13 protein-coding genes are annotated in these 17,337 nt (G+C 72.4%); 10 read left to right on the forward strand and 3 right to left on the reverse strand.

Annotated features, from left to right (window positions below; genetic code table 11):
- Nucleotides 1-78: 78 nt before the first annotated feature.
- Together OHO83_RS30765 and pepE are read left to right on the forward strand one after the other, a co-directional pair.
- Nucleotides 79-900 carry an IclR family transcriptional regulator gene (locus OHO83_RS30765; protein ID WP_266670033.1) on the forward strand — a complete coding sequence of 274 codons (822 nt, stop codon included), beginning with the start codon at nt 79-81 and terminating at the stop codon, nt 898-900.
- Between the two features lie 106 nt (nt 901-1,006).
- Entirely contained in the window at nt 1,007-1,735 is a 729-nt protein-coding gene (gene pepE, locus OHO83_RS30770) for a dipeptidase PepE (RefSeq protein WP_266670032.1), read from the forward strand.
- On the opposite strand, the gene OHO83_RS30775 is transcribed toward pepE, so the two are convergent.
- Nucleotides 1,698-3,455, reverse strand: coding sequence for an MFS transporter (locus OHO83_RS30775; RefSeq protein WP_266670031.1), 1,758 nt, complete (start codon nt 3,453-3,455; stop codon nt 1,698-1,700). The two genes, pepE and OHO83_RS30775, sit on opposite strands and share 38 nt — an antisense overlap.
- Before the next feature lie 211 nt (nt 3,456-3,666).
- Between OHO83_RS30775 and OHO83_RS30780 the strand changes: the two genes are divergently transcribed.
- The 8 genes from OHO83_RS30780 to OHO83_RS30815 all read left to right on the forward strand — a co-directional run bounded on the left by OHO83_RS30780 (nt 3,667) and on the right by OHO83_RS30815 (nt 15,355).
- Entirely contained in the window at nt 3,667-5,910 is a 2,244-nt protein-coding gene (locus tag OHO83_RS30780; RefSeq protein WP_266670029.1) for an acyl-CoA dehydrogenase, read from the forward strand.
- A gap of 66 nt (nt 5,911-5,976) precedes the next feature.
- A complete protein-coding gene (locus OHO83_RS30785; RefSeq protein WP_329435455.1) occupies nt 5,977-6,891 on the forward strand; it encodes a LysR family transcriptional regulator in 915 nt (304 codons plus the stop codon).
- 208 nt (nt 6,892-7,099) lie between these two features.
- Nucleotides 7,100-8,440: an MFS transporter gene (locus tag OHO83_RS30790; protein WP_266670025.1), complete on the forward strand. Its 1,341-nt coding sequence runs from the start codon at nt 7,100-7,102 to the stop codon at nt 8,438-8,440.
- Nucleotides 8,441-8,457: 17 nt separating this feature from the next.
- Nucleotides 8,458-10,158 (forward strand): acyl-CoA dehydrogenase family protein, encoded by a 1,701-nt coding sequence (locus OHO83_RS30795; RefSeq protein WP_330280037.1) that lies wholly within the window; start codon nt 8,458-8,460, stop codon nt 10,156-10,158.
- On the forward strand, nt 10,151-11,359 hold the full coding sequence (locus tag OHO83_RS30800) for a CaiB/BaiF CoA transferase family protein (RefSeq protein WP_330280038.1): 1,209 nt from the start codon (nt 10,151-10,153) through the stop codon (nt 11,357-11,359). The genes OHO83_RS30795 and OHO83_RS30800 overlap by 8 nt, the downstream gene beginning before the upstream one ends.
- Nucleotides 11,360-11,361: 2 nt before the next feature.
- Nucleotides 11,362-12,543: an acyl-CoA dehydrogenase family protein gene (locus OHO83_RS30805; protein WP_266670019.1), complete on the forward strand. Its 1,182-nt coding sequence runs from the start codon at nt 11,362-11,364 to the stop codon at nt 12,541-12,543.
- A gap of 93 nt (nt 12,544-12,636) precedes the next feature.
- Entirely contained in the window at nt 12,637-13,830 is a 1,194-nt protein-coding gene (locus OHO83_RS30810) for a lipid-transfer protein (RefSeq protein WP_330280039.1), read from the forward strand.
- An 85-nt stretch (nt 13,831-13,915) separates the two neighbouring features.
- On the forward strand, nt 13,916-15,355 hold the full coding sequence (locus OHO83_RS30815) for a DHA2 family efflux MFS transporter permease subunit (protein WP_266670015.1): 1,440 nt from the start codon (nt 13,916-13,918) through the stop codon (nt 15,353-15,355).
- A gap of 15 nt (nt 15,356-15,370) precedes the next feature.
- Here OHO83_RS30815 and OHO83_RS30820 read toward each other — a convergent pair whose 3' ends face one another.
- Nucleotides 15,371-16,003 carry a response regulator transcription factor gene (locus OHO83_RS30820; protein ID WP_266676307.1) on the reverse strand — a complete coding sequence of 211 codons (633 nt, stop codon included), beginning with the start codon at nt 16,001-16,003 and terminating at the stop codon, nt 15,371-15,373.
- 38 nt (nt 16,004-16,041) lie between these two features.
- The gene (locus OHO83_RS30825; RefSeq protein ID WP_266670013.1) at nt 16,042-17,325 is read right to left on the reverse strand and encodes a sensor histidine kinase; all 1,284 of its coding nucleotides are present in this window, start codon (nt 17,323-17,325) and stop codon (nt 16,042-16,044) included.
- Nucleotides 17,326-17,337 lie beyond the last annotated feature (12 nt).

Consider the following 17,337-nt stretch of genomic DNA (forward strand, 5'->3'; position numbering starts at 1 on the left):
GCGTTGTCGGCAACTGTTTCCCGTTATCTGCAATTAAGGTCTGCATGCTGAGATGCGCAGATCTTGAGAGGTGTGGCGATGAGTGAGATCCCGCTGGACCGCAGGACGCCCACCGGCGCGCTGCAGACGGTCGACCGGGCCCTGCTCGTGCTGCTCGCCTTCGAGCGGACGCGGCCGGACTGGGGCGTGACCGAGATCGCGGCGGAGTTCGGCTGGGACACCTCGGTGGCGCAGCGGCTCCTGTCCACGCTCGCCGGACGCGGCTTCCTGGTCTCCGACCCGGCGACGCGCCGCTACCGGATGGGCCCCGCCGTGCTGCGGCTCGGCCGGATGTGGGAGCGCTCGGGCTCACTCGAACTGCTCGCCGCGCCCGTCCTCGAGGAGCTGGGACGGGCGACGGGCGACACCGTCCTGTTCTGTCTGCCGGACAGCTTCCACATGCGCTGCGTCGCGGCCGTCGAGGGCGTGTCGGGGCCGCTGCGCTACTACCCGCTGGTCGGCGAGCTGTATCCGGCGCACGCCGGAGCCACCAGCAAGTCGTTCTACGCGTTCCTGCCCGACGAGCAGCGTCACCGGCTCTTCCGCGGCCGCCCCATGGCCCGCTTCACCGACCGCACGGTCACCGACCCGGACGAGCTGGAGCGGGAGCTGGTGCAGGTGCGCGCCCAGGGATACGCCTGGACGGTCGGCGAGTACGACGCCGGGATCGCGACGGTCGCCGTGCCGGTCTTCCTGGGCCGCGAGCCCTACGGCAGCCTCAGCCTCGGCGGCGCCAAGGAGCGCTTCGCCGACGGGATCGAGGGCCGGCTCGACGCCCTGCGCAAGGCGGCGAGCCTGCTGGAGAAGCGGCTCACCCATCCCCCGCAGCGCACGCGCAAGCCGCGCGGCCCGCAGTCCTGAAGTCCTGAAGTCCTGAAGTCCCCAGGTCCTGAAGTCCCATGTCCTGAAGCCCTCCAGCCCTGCCCCCGGCCCTGAAGTGCCGAGCCACCCCTGAGGAGTTACTCCCTTGAATCTGCTGCTGCTCTCCAACTCCACCCAGTACGGCCGCGGTTACCTCGCGCACGCCCTGGACACCGTCAGCGGCTTCCTGCCCCCGAAGGCCCGGCTCGCGTTCGTGCCGTACGCCCTCGCGGACCACGACACGTACACGGACCGGGTGCGGGGCGCGCTCGAAGGTGCCGGGATCGGCGTGCGCGGTGTGCACGAGGGCGACGACCCGGTGGCCGAACTCGCCGCCGCCGACGCCGTGTTCATCGGAGGCGGCAACTCCTTCCGGCTGCTGAGCGCGCTCTACCGCACCGGCCTGCGCGACGCCCTGATCAAGGCGGTCGGCGGCGGCCTGCCCTACATGGGCGCGAGCGCCGGCACGAACATGGCGGCGCCCAGCCTGCGCACGAGCAACGACATGCCGATCGTGCAGCCCCCGTCGTTCGAGGCGCTCGGCCTCGTCCCCTTCCAGATCAACCCGCACTACCTGGACCCGGACCCGGCCTCCACGCACAAGGGCGAGACCCGCGAGGAGCGTCTCACCGAGTTCCTCGAGGAGAACGACGTGCCGGTGCTCGGCCTGCGTGAGGGGTCCTGGCTGCGGGTGAACGGAGAACGCGCCGCGGTTCAGGGCGAGCGTGCTGCCCGCCTCTTCACCCGCGACGCGTCCCCGAAGGAGCTGCCGGTCGGCTCCGATGTCTCCGAACTGCTCAGCTGTGAGCCGCGGTTCGACTCTCCTGTGCGATGAGTTCCAGGGCCAGGTCGACGTCGACCGGCCGGTCCTCGCCGTGGTGCGTCGCAGCGGAGGCCCGCGGCGCGTGCCCGGCGGCGGTGGCGGCCAGCACGTACGAGCCGCCGGCCGGGACCTCCAGGGCGTAACGGCCCTCGTGGTCGGTGAGCGCGGCGCCCGCCTGGCGGCCGCGCCGGTCGATCAGCGTGACCTTGGCCCGGGCGACGGGCAGGCCCGCCGCGTCGAGGACCTGCCCGCGGAATCCCCCGAGGACCGCCTCGGCGCGCTCCAGTGCCGCGTCCTCCTCGCTGCTGGCGCGCAGCTGCGGCTTGGTCGCCTGCCGCTGCCTCGGCAGGAAGACGGCGAGCAGGACGCCCATGGCGACCGCGCCGGTGGCGATGAGGAACGAGATGTGGAAGCCGTGCATGGTGGGTACGGCCGCGCCGCCGACGTGGTTCGCCGTGTTGGCGAGGACCATGCCGATCACGGCGCTCGACACCGAGGTGCCGATGGACCGCATCAGGGTGTTGAGGCCGTTGGCCGCACCCGTCTCGGACGCGTCGACGGCGCCGATGATCAGGGCGGGCAGTGAGGAGTACGCGAGTCCGATGCCGGCGCCCACGACCACCGAGATGACGATGGTCTGCCAGGCGGCGCTCATCAGGCCGAGGCCGGCGCCGTAGCCGATCGCGATGATCAGCATGCCGAGGATCAGGGTGATCTTCGGGCCGTACTTCGCCGAGAGGCGCGCGTACACGGGGGCCGTGAACATCATCGTGAGGCCGAGCGGCGCCACGCACAGGCCCGCGACGACCATCGACTGGCCGAGGCCGTAGCCGGTCGCCTTCGGGAGCTGGAGGAGCTGCGGGAGGACGAGCGAGATCGCGTAGAAGGCGACACCGACCATGATCGAGGCGAGGTTGGTGAGGAGCACCTCGCGCCGGGCCGTGGTGCGCAGGTCCACGAGCGGGGCCTTGAGCTTCAGCTCCATCACGCCCCACAGCACGAGCACGACGAAGGCCGCGCCGAACAGGCCGAGCGTCGTCGGGTCGGTCCAGCCCCAGTCGCTGCCCTTGGTGATCGGCAGCAGGAAGAGGACGAGCCCGGCGGACAGGCCGAGCGCGCCGAGGACGTCGAAGCTGCCCTCGGCCTTGACGGAGCTCTCCGGGACGAAGAGGAGGGTGAGCAGGATCGCGACGACGCCGAGGCCCGCCGCGCCGAAGAAGAGGGCGTGCCAGTCGGCGTGCTGGGCCACGAGGGCCGCCAGCGGGAGCGCGAGTCCGCCGCCGACGCCGATGGAGGAGCTCATCAGGGCCATCGCGGACCCGAGCTTCTCGCGCGGCAGCTCGTCGCGCATCAGGCCGATGCCGAGGGGGATGGCGCCCATGGCGAAGCCCTGGAGGGCGCGTCCCACGATCATCACGAGGAGATCGCTGGTGAAGCCCGCGACGAGCGAGCCGACGACCATGACCGCGAGGCTGGTGAGCAGCATCCGGCGCTTGCCGTAGAGGTCGCCGAGGCGGCCCATGATCGGCGTGGAGACGGCGCCCGCGAGGAGGGTCGAGGTCATGACCCAGGTCGCGTTGGAGGGGGCGGTGCCGAGCAGGACCGGGAGGTCCTTGATGACCGGTACGAGAAGCGTCTGCATCACCGCGACGGTGATACCGGCGAAGGCGAGTACGGGGACGACTCCGCGTATTCCGCGTTGCGCGGTCGGCCGTTGGGTCGTCTGCGTCATTACGTAGTGCCTCCGGGGGCAGAGAGTTCAGGCGTCGCGCGGGCAGCGGGTTTCGCGCGTCGGGTACGTGCAAGCTGAACCCGTTACCTGGGGCGACTATTCCGACGGGCGTCGTACAAGGGGAAGTCTTGAAGGTCTTTACCTTTTGATTACACGTCTCGCCCACTGTCTGACCTTCCGTCAGATTGGAACGTGTTCTACCGTGCGCCGCATGGGCATCGCGATCACGCAGGAGCAAGAGGAGCTGTCGGACGCCGTGCGCGGCTGGCTCGCACGCGCCGTCCCGCCCGAGGAAGTGCGCAAACTGCTCGACGCCCCCGCGGTCGCCGCGGGCCGCCCCGCCCACTGGGACGGACTCGCCGGGCAGGGGCTGCTCGGCCTCCATCTCCCCGAGGAGTACGGCGGAGGCGGCGGCGACCTCGTCGACCTCGCGGTCGTCCTCGAAGAGGCGGGCCGGGCCGCGCTGCCCGGCCCCTTCGCGGCCAACGCCGCCGCCTCGCTGGTGCTGCGCCACGCAGGGTCCGCCGGCCTCGCCGCGTCCCTCGCGTCCGGCGACCGCATCGGCGCCGTCGCCCTCGGTACGGGAACGCTGACCGCCGTCACCGTGTCCGACGGGCTCGTCCTCGACGGGGTGGCGCCGCCCGTCCTGTCCGGGGGCGACGCCGACCTGCTCCTCCTGGCCGCCGAGTCCGCGACCGGGACCGTGTGGGTCGCCGTCGACACGGACACCGCCGGACTCAGTAGCCGCGTCCACGAGAGCGCCGACCCCACACGCCCCACCGCGGAGATCACCGCCCGGGGAGCCCTGGTGCCGGGCGCCCGGATCCTCGCCGTCGACACAGCCACCGTCCGTGACCTGGCCTCCGTCGTCCTCGCGGCCGACGCGTGCGGCGTCGCGGCCTGGGCGCTGCACACGGCGGCGGAGTACGCGAAGGTCCGGGAGCAGTTCGGCCGGCCGATCGGACAGTTCCAGGGCATCAAGCACCTGTGCGCGGACATGCTCGTCCGGGTCGAGCAGGCGCGGGCGCTGGTGTGGGACGCGGCACGGGCGGCGGGCGAGGGCCGGACCGGCGCGGAGACGGAGGAAGGGGAGGCCGGCGCCGGGGTGCCGGGTTCCGTCGAGGGGCCGGACGGGGGCGCGGCGCGCGAGCTGGCCGTGGCTCTCGCCGTCGGGGCCGCGCTCGATGCCGCGTACTCCTGCGCCAAGGACTGTGTGCAGGTCCTCGGCGGGATCGGGTTCACCTGGGAGCACGACGCGCATCTGTATCTGCGGCGGGCCGTCGTCGCGCGGCAGCTGCTCGGCGCGGGGGACGCGCACCGGCTGCGGGCGGTGCGGCTCGCGGAGGGCGGGGCGCGGCGCGAGCTGCGCCTGGAACTGCCGGCGGAGGCGGAGACGTTCCGGGTGCGGGCCCGCGAGGCCGTCGAGGGGCTGCATGGTCTCGACCCGGCCGCGGCCCGCCGTGCCCTCGCGCCCACCGGGTACGCGGCGCCTCACCTGCCCGAGCCGTACGGCCTCGGCGCGGGCCCCGTGCAGCAGCTCGCCGTACAGCAGGAGCTCGCCGCCGCGGGCGTCCGCGTCAGCGACCTCGGCATCGGGACCTGGGTCGTCCCCTCGCTCCTCGCCTACGGCACCCCGGAGCAGCGGGACCGCTACCTGCTGCCCACCCTGCGCGGCGACGTCCTGTGGTGCCAGCTGTTCTCCGAACCCGGCGCCGGCTCCGACCTGGCCTCGCTGCGGACGAAGGCCGAGCGCACCGAGGACGGGCGCTGGCGCGTCAACGGGCAGAAGGTGTGGACGAGCGCCGCCCAGTGGGCCGACCACGGGATCCTGCTCGCCCGCACCGACCCGGACGCGCCCAAGCACAAGGGGCTCACCTATTTCGTCGTCGACATGAAGCGGACCGAGGGCATCGACGTACGGCCCCTGAAGGAGATCACCGGGGACTCGCTCTTCAACGAGGTGTACTTCGACGACGTGCTCCTGCCCGAGGACGCCGTGGTGGGGCAAGTGGACGACGGCTGGCGCGTCGCCCGGAACACGCTCGGCAACGAACGGGTCCACATGGCCGACCAGTTGACCTTCGACACGGGCCTGGAGGCACTGATCGCCCGCGCCGGAACACTCGACGGCGCGTACCGGGCGCGGATCGGCGCGCTCGCCACGGAGGCGCACGCCCTGGCCTGCATCGGGCTGCGCACGACGATGCGACAGGTGGCCGGCGCGGAGCCCGGCCCCGGGGCGTCCGTACGAAAACTGGTGCAGACGCCGCACCAGCAGAAGGTCGCCGAACTCGCGCTGGAGCTGCTCGGCCCCGAGGGCGCCCTGAGGGAGGGGGCGGGGGAGCGTGCCCTCCACGGGTTCCTGATGTCGCGGTGCCTGACGATCGCCGGCGGCACGACGCAGGTGCAGCTGAACGTGGTGGCGGAACGGATCCTGGGGCTGCCTCGCGACTGAGGTCCGGGCTCGCGCGGGTCCGGGCTCGCCGGCGTCCGGGCCGCCCCTGGGCCGTATCGTCGCCGCGTGGAGCTCAGACACCTCTCAGGATTCGTCGCCGTCGCCGAGGAACTGCACTTCGGGCGGGCCGCCGAGCGGCTGCACATCGCGCAGTCGCCGCTCAGCCAGCAGATCAGGCTGCTCGAGCGGGATCTGGGCGTCAAGCTGTTCGACCGGACCACCCGGACCGTGCGGCTCACCGCCGCCGGGCACGCGCTGCTCGGGCCCGCCCGGCATCTGCTCGCCGAGGCCTCGGCGGTGCGCAGGACCGTCCAGGCCGCGCACCTCGGGGAGGTGGGGCGGGTCACCGTCGGGTTCGCCGGAGCCAGCAGCTACTCCGCGCTGCCTCTGCTCACCCGCGCCGTCAACTCCGAACTCCCCGGTATCGAGCTGGTGTTGGAGGGGCAGACCTACACCGGTGAGGCGCTCGGGAGGATCGCGGACGGGTCCCTCGACGTGGGGTTCGTGGCGCTCCCGGTGCGGCGCGGGATCACCGCGCGCGTCGTGCGCATGGAGCGCCTCGTCCTCGCGCTGCCCGACAGTCATCCGCTCGCCCGGCAGGACGAGGTCCACTTCGCCGAGCTGGCGCACGAGCCGTTCGTGACGTTCCCCGTCGCCCGCGGCTCGGCGGTGCGCGAGGCCATGGTGCAGGCCTGCCACGACGCCGGGTTCGCCCCGCGGATCGCGCAGGAGGCGCCGGACTCGTACAACATGCTCGCGCTCGTCGGGGCGGGCGTCGGGCTCGCCGTCGTCGTGGCGTCCGCGCGCGCCATCCATCTGGAACACGTCGTGTTCCGCCCGCTGGTCGGGGACGACGTGCCGGTGCTCCCCATCGCCCTCGGCTGGCGCACCGGAAACCGCTCGGCACCGCTCCAGGCGGTCCTGCGCGTGGCGGAGGAAGTCCTGCCGACGCCCCCGGACGCGCCCGACGCCGCCGCGTGACGCCTCACATCTTGACGGATGACGTCTGACTGGAGCCCGGTATTGGTCTTGGACACATCCTAATGAGCGGGTGCAGAGTGATCCACGTCTCGCGACGGAGCGATGAGCGCCGGGCGCGGAGCGTGGACGGGCCCCGGCCGCTCGGTGGCCCCGCCCCCTCCGGCCCGTCCCCTCCCCAGCGGGATGCCGCTACGAGAGGACGCTCGTCATGCAGCACGACGCCCCAGTCCCCGGGGTCAGCGCAACCCAGGCCCGTGACGCCCGCCGCGCCGGTGTCACCGCCTTCGTCGGGACCACCATCGAGTGGTTCGACTTCTACATCTACGGCTCCGCATCCGCTCTGGTCCTCGGCAAGATCTTCTTCGCCGAGGCCTCGCCGGCCGTAGGTACCCTCGCCGCCTTCGCCACCTTCTGGGTCGGCTTCCTGGCCCGCCCCCTCGGCGGCCTGATCTTCGGCCACTTCGGCGACCGCTACGGCCGCAAGAAGGCCCTCGTCACCACGCTCACCATGATGGGCGCCGCCACCTTCTGCGTCGGGCTGCTCCCGGGCTACGCCCAGATCGGCGTCGCCGCGCCCGTCCTCCTCGTGCTGCTGCGCATGATCCAGGGCGTCGCGATGGGCGGCGAGTGGGGCGGCGCCGTCCTCATCGCCACCGAGTACGCCCCGCCCAAGCGCAAGCTCCTGTACGGGGCGTTCGCCCAGCAGGGCTCGCCCGTCGGCAACCTCCTCGCCACGCTCGCCTTCCTGGGCATCGCCCAGCTCCCGGACGCCGCCTTCGAGTCCTGGGGCTGGCGCGTCCCGTTCCTCTTCTCGGCCGTGCTCGTCGCCGTCGGCCTGTTCATCCGCCTGCGGCTCGCCGAGACCCCCGAGATGGCCGCGGCCCTGGAGCGCAAGCAGACGTCCAAGCTGCCGATCAAGGACGTCCTGACCCGCTCGCCGATGCTGGTCCTGCTCGGAGTGCTCGCCGGTACGGCCGGTGTCGCGATCACCTACGTCAAGACGACGTTCGCCCTGTCCTGGGCCACCTCCGACCTCGGCTTCGACCGCACGTCGTTCCTGACCGTCATCTCGCTCGCGCTGGTCGTGCAGGTCGTCGTGCAGCCCTTCGGCGCCGTCCTCGCGAGCAAGTGGCCCGTACGCAAAGCCGTGTTGTGGATGCTGCTGCCCGAATTCGTCGTGCTGCCGCTGATGTTCGTCCTCGTCGGGACGGGGAACTTCTGGCTGGCCGTCCTCGGCATGGGCCTCGCCACCTTCCCTCACGCCATGTACTACGCGGCGCTCGCCGGGATCCTCGCGCGGGTCTTCCCCGTCGAGGTCCGCTACACGGGGATGTCCCTCTCGTACCAGCTCTGCACGACGCTGTTCGCCGGGACCGCGCCGATCGTCTCCCAGTACCTGCTCAACGCCACCGGCTCGATCTGGCCCGTCGTCGCGCTCGGCCTCGGCTACACCCTCGTGACCCTCGTCGGTGTCCTGCCGCTGCTCGCCCGTACCGCCGCCGCGCAGGAGCCCGCCGCCGTCACCACCCGCACCGCCTCCCACGCCTGACCCGGAGTGATCCCCCGATGAACTACGCCGACCGCGACCCCGCGCTGCGCCCCTTCCTCGACCGTGTCCTGTCCGCCGACGACCGCGCCCGCGTCGAGCCGCTCCTGACCGAACTCGGCGCGCTCGCGGCCGGCGACCTCGACCGGCAGGCCGCACTCGCCGACGCCAACCCGCCCCGCCTCGTCCAGTACGCCCCCGGCGGCGAGCGCGTCGACGAGATCGAGTACCACCCGGCCCACGACCGCGCCGCCGCCATCGCCTACGAGGAGTTCGGGCTCGCCGCGATGTCGCACCGCCCCGGCGTCCACGGCTGGCCGTCCAAGGTCCCGCACACCGTCAAGTACGCCCTGTCCTACCTCTATGTGCAGTCCGAGTTCGGCATGGCCTGCCCCCTGTCGATGACGGACTCGGCCGCCCGGATCCTGCGCCTGTTCGACCCCGAGCGGTACGCGGCCGAGATCGCCGCGCTCTCCTCCACCGACCCCGGACTGCGGGCCACCGGCGCGATGTTCATGACGGAGAAGCAGGGCGGCACCGACGTCGGCCTGACGGAGACCGTCGCCACCGACCAGGGTGCGCACTGGACGCTGACCGGCAAGAAGTGGTTCGCGTCCAACCCGGGCGCCGACGTGATCCTCACCCTCGCCCGCGTGCCAGGCCAGGGCGAGGGCACCCGCGGCCTCGGCATGTTCCTCGTCCCGCGCCTGCGCCCCGACGGCACCCGTAACGCGATCCGCATCGACCGCCTCAAGGACAAGCTCGGCTCGAAGTCCATCGCGAGCGGCGAGGTCACCCTCGAAGAGGCGTACGCGACCCCGGTCGGCCGGCTCACCCACGGATTCCGGCAGATGGCCGAGATGCTCAACGTCTCCCGGCTGTCCAACGCCATGCGCGCCGCCGCCCTGATGCGCCGCGCCGTCCGCGAGTCCGTCGACCACACCCGCGTACGCCACGTCTTCGGCAGGCCGCTCTTCGAGCAGCCCCTGATGCGGGCCACGCTCCTGCCGATGATCATCGACACGGAAGGCGCGCTCGCGCTCGTCCTGGAGGCGGCCGCGCGCCTGACGGCCGCGGACGAAGGAGCCGCCGACGGCGAAGGAGGGGCGGCCCGCGAGCTCGTCCGCGTCCTCACCCCGCTCGCCAAGCACACCCTGTGCAAGCGCGCCCGCTCCGTCACCGGCGAGGCGATGGAGATCCGGGGCGGCAACGGCTACATCGAGGACTGGGTCAACCCCCGGCTCGTGCGCGACGCCCACCTCGGCTCCATCTGGGAGGGCTCCTCGAACGTCATCGCGCTCGACGTGCTGCGCTGCATGCGCCGCCAGGGGGCCCACCGCACCCTCGCCGACACGTACGGCGACCGCGCCGAGACGCGGGGCCGCTGGGAGCTGCTGCGCAAGAAGGGTGACGCACTCCTCGAACTCCCCACGGACGAACAGGAGATGAGGATCGGCCGCTACGCCGACGAGCTCACGCGCGCCGTCATGGAGACCCTCCTGTACGACCAGGCCGCGCACGAGACGGAGACCACCGGCAACGGCCGCGCCCTCCTCGTCGCCCGCACCTGCACCGCGCTCCTCGACGACCCGGACACCCCGCCCCGCGCCGCACTGGACCACCTGGCCGAACTGGCCGAGGGTGGACGGGTGGCGCCCTCACCGGCGCAGGAGATCCCGGCGAAGGAGAACACTGTGAAGGAGCCCGCCGCACATGCCTGAGCAGCCCCGCCCCGCCGCACCGCTGGCCGGTATGAAGGTCGTGGACCTGTCCAAGATCCTCGCCGGGCCCTACGTCACCATGTCGCTCGCCGACCTCGGCGCCGACGTCATCAAGGTCGAGCACCCCGACGGCGGCGACCCGACGCGCGCCTGGGGCCCTCCCTTCAACGGCCCCGACGCGACCTACTACCTGGCCGCCAACCGCAACAAGCGCTCCGTCACCCTCGACCTCAAGTCCCCCGGGGGACAGGAGGCCGTCCACCGCATGCTCGCCGACGCGGACGTGATGGTGGAGAACTTCCGCCCCGGCAGCTCGCTCGCCCGCGCCTTCGACTACCGCGAACTCAGCGAGCGCTACCCGCGGCTGGTCATCCTGCACATCTCCGCGTTCGGCGACACGGGCCCCCTGCGCGACGAGCCCGGCTACGACATGGTGGCCCAGGCGTCGGCCGGCCTGATGTCCCTGACCGGCGAACCCGACGGGCCGCCCGTGAAGGCCGGCTACGCGATGGGTGACCTGGGCGCCGCCCTCTTCGGCCTCATCGGCGTCAACGCCGCCCTCGTCGAACGCGAGCGCACGGGCCACGGCCAGTACGTCACCACCTCCCTGTACGAGTCCCAGCTCGCCCTGCACATCAACTGGGCCACCGGCTACTTCGCCACCGGGGAGCGCCCCACCCGCCTCGGCTCCGGCCATCCGAGCCTCGTCCCGTACCAGGCCTACCCGGCGTCCGACGGGCACTTCGTGATCGCCGTCGGCAGCGACGGCCTCTTCCGCAAGCTGAGCGAGGCGCTCGGCCACCCGGAGTGGGCCGACGACCCGCGGTTCGCCACCAACCGCGCGCGCGTCACGCACCGCACGGCTCTCAACGCCAAGCTGGAATCCGTCCTCGTCGACGACACCGTGGCCAACTGGTGCGCCCTGCTGAAGCCGCGTGGCGTCCCGGTCGCGCCGATCCGCACCCTCGACGAGGTCTACGACTGCCCGCAGACCGAGGCGCTCGGCATGGTGCAGAAGGTCGACCACCCGGAGGTGGGCCCGCTCCAGCAGGTCGCGTTCCCCGTCACCTTCCGCGGCGAGCGCCCCGCGGTGCGCACCGCCCCGCCCACCCTCGGCCTGCACAGCCGGGACATACTCACCGAACTCGGCTACGACGAGTCCGCCATCGACCGCCTGCTCGACCACCCTCAAGGAGCCTGATCATGCCGTTCGCCGCCCTCGACCCCGTCGACCCGCTGAACCTCGAAGCGCTCCTCACCGACGAGGAGCGGGCCGTGCGCGACACGGTCCGCCAGTACCTCGACGACAAGGTCGAGCCGCACATCGCCGAGTGGTTCGAGAGCGGGGAGCTGCCCGCACTGCCCGAACTCGCCCGCGAATTCGGCAAGATGGGCCTGCTCGGCATGCATCTGGAGGGCTACGGGTGCGCCGGCATGTCGGCCCGCGCGTACGGCATCGCATGCCGCGAGCTGGAGGCGACGGACTCCGGTCTGCGCTCCTTCGTGTCCGTGCAGGGTTCGCTGGCCATGTTCGCGATCCACCGCTTCGGCTCCGAGGAGCAGAAGCAGGAGTGGCTGCCGCGCATGGCCGCGGGCGAGGCCATCGGCTGCTTCGGCCTGACCGAGCCCGACCACGGCTCCGACCCGGCGTCCATGACGACGCGCGCGCGGCGTGACGGCGACGACTGGATCCTCGACGGCCGCAAGATGTGGATCACGAACGGCTCGGTCGCGGCCGTCGCCGTCGTGTGGGCGCAGACCGAGGACGGCGTGCGCGGCTTCGTCGTGCCCACCGACACCCCCGGCTTCTCGGCGCCGCTGATCAAGCACAAGATGTCGCTGCGGGCGAGCGTGACCAGCGAGCTGGTCCTCGACGGCGTACGCCTGCCCGCGTCCGCCCGGCTGCCCGAGGCGCGGGGCGTGGGCGCGCCGCTGACCTGCCTGAACGAGGCGCGCTACGGCATCGTGTGGGGCGTCACGGGCGCCGCGCGCTCGGCCTGGCAGGCGGCCGCCGACTACGCGGGCCAGCGCGAGCAGTTCGGCAAGCCGATCGCCGCGTTCCAGCTCACCCAGCAGAAGCTGGTCGACATGGCGCTCGAACTGCACAAGGCGACGCTGACGGCGCTGCGCCTGGCCGATCTGAAGGACTCGCCCGCCGGTGTCCACCCGGCGCAGATCAGCTTCGGCAAGCTGAACAACGTCCGTGAGGCCATCGAGATCTGCCGCACCGCCCGCACGATCCTCGGCGCCAACGGCATCTCGCTGGAGTACCCGGTGATCCGCCACGCCAACAACCTGGAGTCCGTGCTCACGTACGAGGGCACGACCGAGATGCACACCCTCGCCCTCGGTCAGGCGCTCACGGGTCACGCCGCCTTCCGCTGAGCCTGTCGCACAAGCCCGGGGAAGCCCTTCCCTCGGCGGCCCGCTCCTGCCAGTATCTGACGACTCGTCAGATACTGGCAGGAGGCCGTTTCCATGGGCAAGGCGTACATAGTCGGCGTCGGAATGACCAGGTTCGAGAAGCCCGAGAGCCGCGACTGGCAGTACTGGGACATGGCGAAGGAGGCCGGGACCAAGGCCCTCGACGACGCCGGCGTCTCCTACGAGGACGTGGAGCAGGTCCCCGTCGGCTACTGCTTCCAGGCCTCGACCGCCGGGCAGCGCGCGGTCTACGAACTCGGCCTGACCGGCGTACCCGTCTACAACGTCAACAACAACTGCGCGACGGGGTCGAGCGCGCTGATGCTCGCCCGGCAGTTCGTCGAGGGCGGCATCAACGACTGCGTACTGGCGCTCGGCTTCGAGAAGATGCAGCGCGGCGCGCTCGGCGGGGGAGCCGACGGGGGAGACTTCAAGACGTCACCGGTCGCCCGGCACTACGGCGTCATGGCCGCGAAGCACGGCTTCGAGATGTCCCCGCCCACCGCCCAGATCTTCGGCGACGCGGCCCGCGAGCACATGGAGAAGTACGGCACGACCGAGGCCCAGCTCGCCGCCGTGGGGGCCAAGAACCACCGGCACTCCGTGAACAACCCGTACGCCCAGTTCCAGGACCCGTACACCGTCGACGAGATCCTCGCCGCGAAGACCATCCACGCGCCGCTCACCAAGCTCCAGTGCTCACCCACCTCCGACGGCGCGGCGGCGGCCGTCGTCGTGTCGGAGCGGTTCGTCGAACTCCACGACCTCGGCGACAAGGCCGTCGAGATCGCCGCCCAGGCCATGACGACCGACACGGGGGAGTCCTTCGCCTCCGGCTCCTGCATCGACGTCGTCGGACAGCCCATGTCACGCGCCGCCGCCACCCGCGTCTACGAGGCGTCCGGGCTCGGCATCGAGGACGTCGACGTGATCGAGCTGCACGACTGCTTCTCCGTCAACGAACTCCTCACCTACGAAGCGCTCGGCATGTGCGCGCCGGGCGCCTCCGGCAAGCTCGTCGAGGAGGGCGGGACGACGTACGGCGGACGCTGGGTCGTGAACCCGTCGGGCGGTCTCATCTCCAAGGGCCACCCGCTCGGCGCCACCGGCATCGCCCAAGCGGCGGAACTCACCTGGCAGTTGAGGGGCGAGGCCGGTGCGCGACAGGTCCGGGACGCCCGCGTCGGACTCGCCCACAACATCGGTCTGGGCGGCGCCGCCGTCGTGACGATGCTGCGCAGGTCCTAGGCCCATGGGGACGGGTCCTAGTCCCCGCGGACCAGCGCCGGGTGCGCCGAAATCCTGATGTACGGACCGACAGTGGCCTGCGACCATGACACTCATGCTTGAAGCCCCTGTCGACACCACGACCGCCCGCAAGGCCGCGCCGCCCACCTGGCTCGTCGTGGCCGCCGCCTGCGCCGGACAGTTCCTCGTCGTCCTCGACGTCTCCGTCGTCAACGTCGCCCTGCCGTCCATGCGAGCGGACCTGGGGCTCAGCGCCACCGGGCTGCAATGGGTGGTCAACGCCTACTCGATCGCGTTCGCCGGGTTCATGCTGCTCGGCGGGCGGGCCGGCGACCTCTTCGGGCGCAAGCGGATGTTCCTCGTGGGGCTCGGGCTCTTCACGCTCGCCTCCCTCGCGGGCGGCCTCGCGCAGGAGGGCTGGCAGCTCCTCGCCGCCCGCGCCGTCCAAGGGCTCGGCGCCGCGGTCCTCGCGCCGTCGACGCTCACCATCCTGACGTCCGCCGTCCCGGAGGGCGCCGCCCGCGCCCGGGCCATCGCGACCTGGACCGCCGTCGGGGCGGGCGGCGGCGCGGCCGGCGGCCTCGTCGGCGGCGTGCTCACCGAGGGCCTCGACTGGCGCTGGGTGCTGCTGATCAACGTCCCCCTGGGCGCTCTGGTGTTCACGGCCGCCGCCCGCTGGATCCAGGAGTCGAAGGCGGGCGGCGAGCGGCGCCTCGACCTGCCGGGCGCCGTCCTCGTCACGGCGGGCACCGCGACCCTCGCCTACGGCGTCGTGCAGACCGAGGCCGAGGGCTGGGGCGCCGCCGCGACCCTGATACCGCTCGGCGTCGCCCTGGCGCTGATCGTGACGTTCCTCGCCGTCGAGGCGCGCACGCGGCTGCCGCTGATGCCGCTCGGCCTGTTCCGGGTCCGCGCGGTCGCGGCGGCCAACGCGGCGATGTTCGTGTGCGGCATGGGCAGCTTCGCGATGTGGTTCTTCATGACCCTGTACGCGCAGAACGTCCTCGGCTACACCCCGATCGAGGCCGGCCTGGCCCTCGTGCCCAGCTCGCTCGCCGTCGTCGCCGGATCCAAGATCGCCCCGCGCCTGATGCGCCGCGCGGGCGCCCGGGCCGTCGCGGTGTCCGGCGTGCTCGTCACGACCGCCGGGTTCACCTGGCAGTCGACGATGAGTTCGCACGGCGGTTACGTCACCGCGATCATGCTGCCGGGCATGGTGATGATGGCGGGCGCCGGGCTCGCGATGACGCCGCTGGCCTCGCTCGCCACATCGGGGGCCGCGCCCGGGGACGCCGGTCTGGTGTCCGGACTCGTCAACACCTCGCGGACGCTGGGCGGTTCGCTGGGGCTCGCGATCCTGTCGACCGTGGCGGCCGGCCGCTCCGGCGGGGGAACCGGCGCCCAGGACCTCACCGACGGGTACGCGGCCGCGTTCCGCTGGGGCGCGGGGATCCTCCTGGTGGCGGTGGTCCTGCTGGTGACGTGGATGCCGCGCGCGAAGGAAAGCCGGCAGACGGTGAGTTGAGGGGCCGGGAGGCCGTCACAGCCACCCCTGCTGGCGCGCCTCCCGCATCGCCTCCATGCGGTTACGGGTCCCTGTCTTGCCGATGGCCGAGGACAGATAGTTGCGCACCGTCGACTCCGACAGGTGCAGCTTGCCCGCGATGTCGGAGACCGTGGCCCCGTCCACGGACGCCTTCAGGACGTCGCACTCGCGGGTCGTCAGCGGGTTCGGGCCCGCGCTGAGCGCGGCCGCCGCGAGCGCCGGGTCGATGACCGTCTCGCCGCGCAGGACCCGCCGGACCGCCTCCGCGAGATCCTCCACCGGCCCGTCCTTGACCAGGAATCCGGCCGCGCCCGCCTCCATCGCCCGGCGCAGATAGCCCGGCCTGCCGAAGGTCGTCAGGATCAGGACCCGGCAGTCCGGGCACTGCTCACGCAGGTCGGCCGCCGCCTCCAGGCCGCTGCGGCCCGGCAGTTCGATGTCGAGCAGCGCCACGTCGGGCCGTGTCTCCAGCGCCGCCCCGACGATCGCGTCTCCCCTCCCGACCTGAGCGACGACCTCGATGTCCTCCTCCAGACCGAGCAGCAGCGCGAGCGCGCCCCGCATCATGCCCTGGTCCTCGGCGAGGAGCACTCGTACGGACTTCGCGGGCCGGTGGTCCCGGGGCATCTCGTTCACGGGCCCAGGGTAGAGCGACCCGCGCGCCGTCACCCCGCGCGTTCCGGCACCGGCACCGCGTCCGGCTCCACTTCGCCCGGCAGGACCGGGAGTTCGGCCGTCACCGTGAAGCCGCGCGTGGCCGGCCCCGCCTCCAGGGAGCCGCCCGCCGCGCCGAGCCGCTCGGTCAGGCCCCGCAGGCCGGTACCGCCGACGCCCGGCTCGGGCGGCTCGGCCGCGGCGCCGCGCCCGTTGTCGTGGACCCTGAGCCGTACGCGCTCCGGGTTGCCGTCCACGGAGATCTCGCAGCGCGCCGCCCCGCTGTGGCGCACCGCGTTCGTGACGGCCTCCCGCACCACCCAGCCGAGCAGCGCCTCCGTCTGCGCGGCGAGCGGCGGGCCCGACTGGCGTACGACAGGCTCGATCCCGGCCGCCGTGAGCGCCGAGCGGGCGCGGTCGAGCTCGGTGGTGAGACTGCCCTCGCGGTATCCGGTGACCGCCTCGCGGATCTCGGTCAGCGCCTGCCGGCCGACGGACTCGATGTCCGACACCTGCGTGAGCGCCGCGTCGAGGTCGCGGCGGGCGAGCCGGCGGGCCGCCTCCGACTTCACCACGATCACGGACAGCGTGTGCCCGAGCAGGTCGTGCAGGTCGCGGGAGAACCGCAGCCGCTCCTGCTCCACCGCACGGTGCGCCAACTCCTCTCGCGCGGCGCGCAGTTCACGTACCGCCTCGGCCAGGGAGAGGATCGCGGCGGTCACCATCGTGGACAGGAACGTGCCGTACGCGATGTTGAGCGCGTCCCAGCCCTCCTTGAGGCCGCCGATGGTCCCGGCGAGCGCGCTCAGGCCGAGGGCGACCTGGCCGAGGCGGCGGCCCCGCACGACCGCGCCCACCGCGAGGCCGAGCAGCGGGAAGAACATCAGCCAGCTGCCGCCGTAGGCGATGGCCAGCCCGCAGGTGAGCAGGCCCATCGCGATCAGCGCCAGGAGCGTGTAGCGGGCCTCGCGCCGCTTCTTGTCGAAGGCCTGGAACACGACCGAGATGTAGAGGCTGTTGAAGACGAACAGGCCGATGCCGCCGATCCAGGGGTTGGCCGTCTTGCCCTGGAGGAGGTTCGAGAAGGCGCCGAGCCCCATCAGGAGCCAGGGCAGCAGCGCGAATCCGTTCGGCGGCGGGCCCATGGGCCCGCCCTGGTCAGCCGCCCCGCTGTTCTTCGCGCCCTTGCCCCCGGCCCGCCACTCCGCCTTCCACACGTCCCGGTCCGCCTTCCACTCCTGGCGGGCGTCCCGCAGCTCCACGATCCGGCAGGTGACTCGGTGCTTCCAGGACATGGCTCCCCAGCT

This window comes from Streptomyces sp. NBC_00569, from assembly GCF_036345255.1.
GTDB lineage: Bacteria > Actinomycetota > Actinomycetes > Streptomycetales > Streptomycetaceae > Streptomyces.

Coding starts and splice junctions, on each gene's coding strand:
- OHO83_RS30795 (WP_330280037.1), top strand. CDS start 8,458: ATGAACTACGCCGACCGCGACCCCGCGCTGCGCCCCTTCCTCGACCGT.
- OHO83_RS30765 (WP_266670033.1), top strand. CDS start 79: ATGAGTGAGATCCCGCTGGACCGCAGGACGCCCACCGGCGCGCTGCAG.
- OHO83_RS30780 (WP_266670029.1), top strand. CDS start 3,667: ATGGGCATCGCGATCACGCAGGAGCAAGAGGAGCTGTCGGACGCCGTG.
- OHO83_RS30825 (WP_266670013.1), bottom strand. CDS start 17,325: ATGTCCTGGAAGCACCGAGTCACCTGCCGGATCGTGGAGCTGCGGGAC.
- OHO83_RS30815 (WP_266670015.1), top strand. CDS start 13,916: ATGACACTCATGCTTGAAGCCCCTGTCGACACCACGACCGCCCGCAAG.
- OHO83_RS30800 (WP_330280038.1), top strand. CDS start 10,151: ATGCCTGAGCAGCCCCGCCCCGCCGCACCGCTGGCCGGTATGAAGGTC.
- OHO83_RS30810 (WP_330280039.1), top strand. CDS start 12,637: ATGGGCAAGGCGTACATAGTCGGCGTCGGAATGACCAGGTTCGAGAAG.
- OHO83_RS30790 (WP_266670025.1), top strand. CDS start 7,100: ATGCAGCACGACGCCCCAGTCCCCGGGGTCAGCGCAACCCAGGCCCGT.
- OHO83_RS30820 (WP_266676307.1), bottom strand. CDS start 16,003: ATGCCCCGGGACCACCGGCCCGCGAAGTCCGTACGAGTGCTCCTCGCC.
- OHO83_RS30775 (WP_266670031.1), bottom strand. CDS start 3,455: ATGACGCAGACGACCCAACGGCCGACCGCGCAACGCGGAATACGCGGA.
- OHO83_RS30805 (WP_266670019.1), top strand. CDS start 11,362: ATGCCGTTCGCCGCCCTCGACCCCGTCGACCCGCTGAACCTCGAAGCG.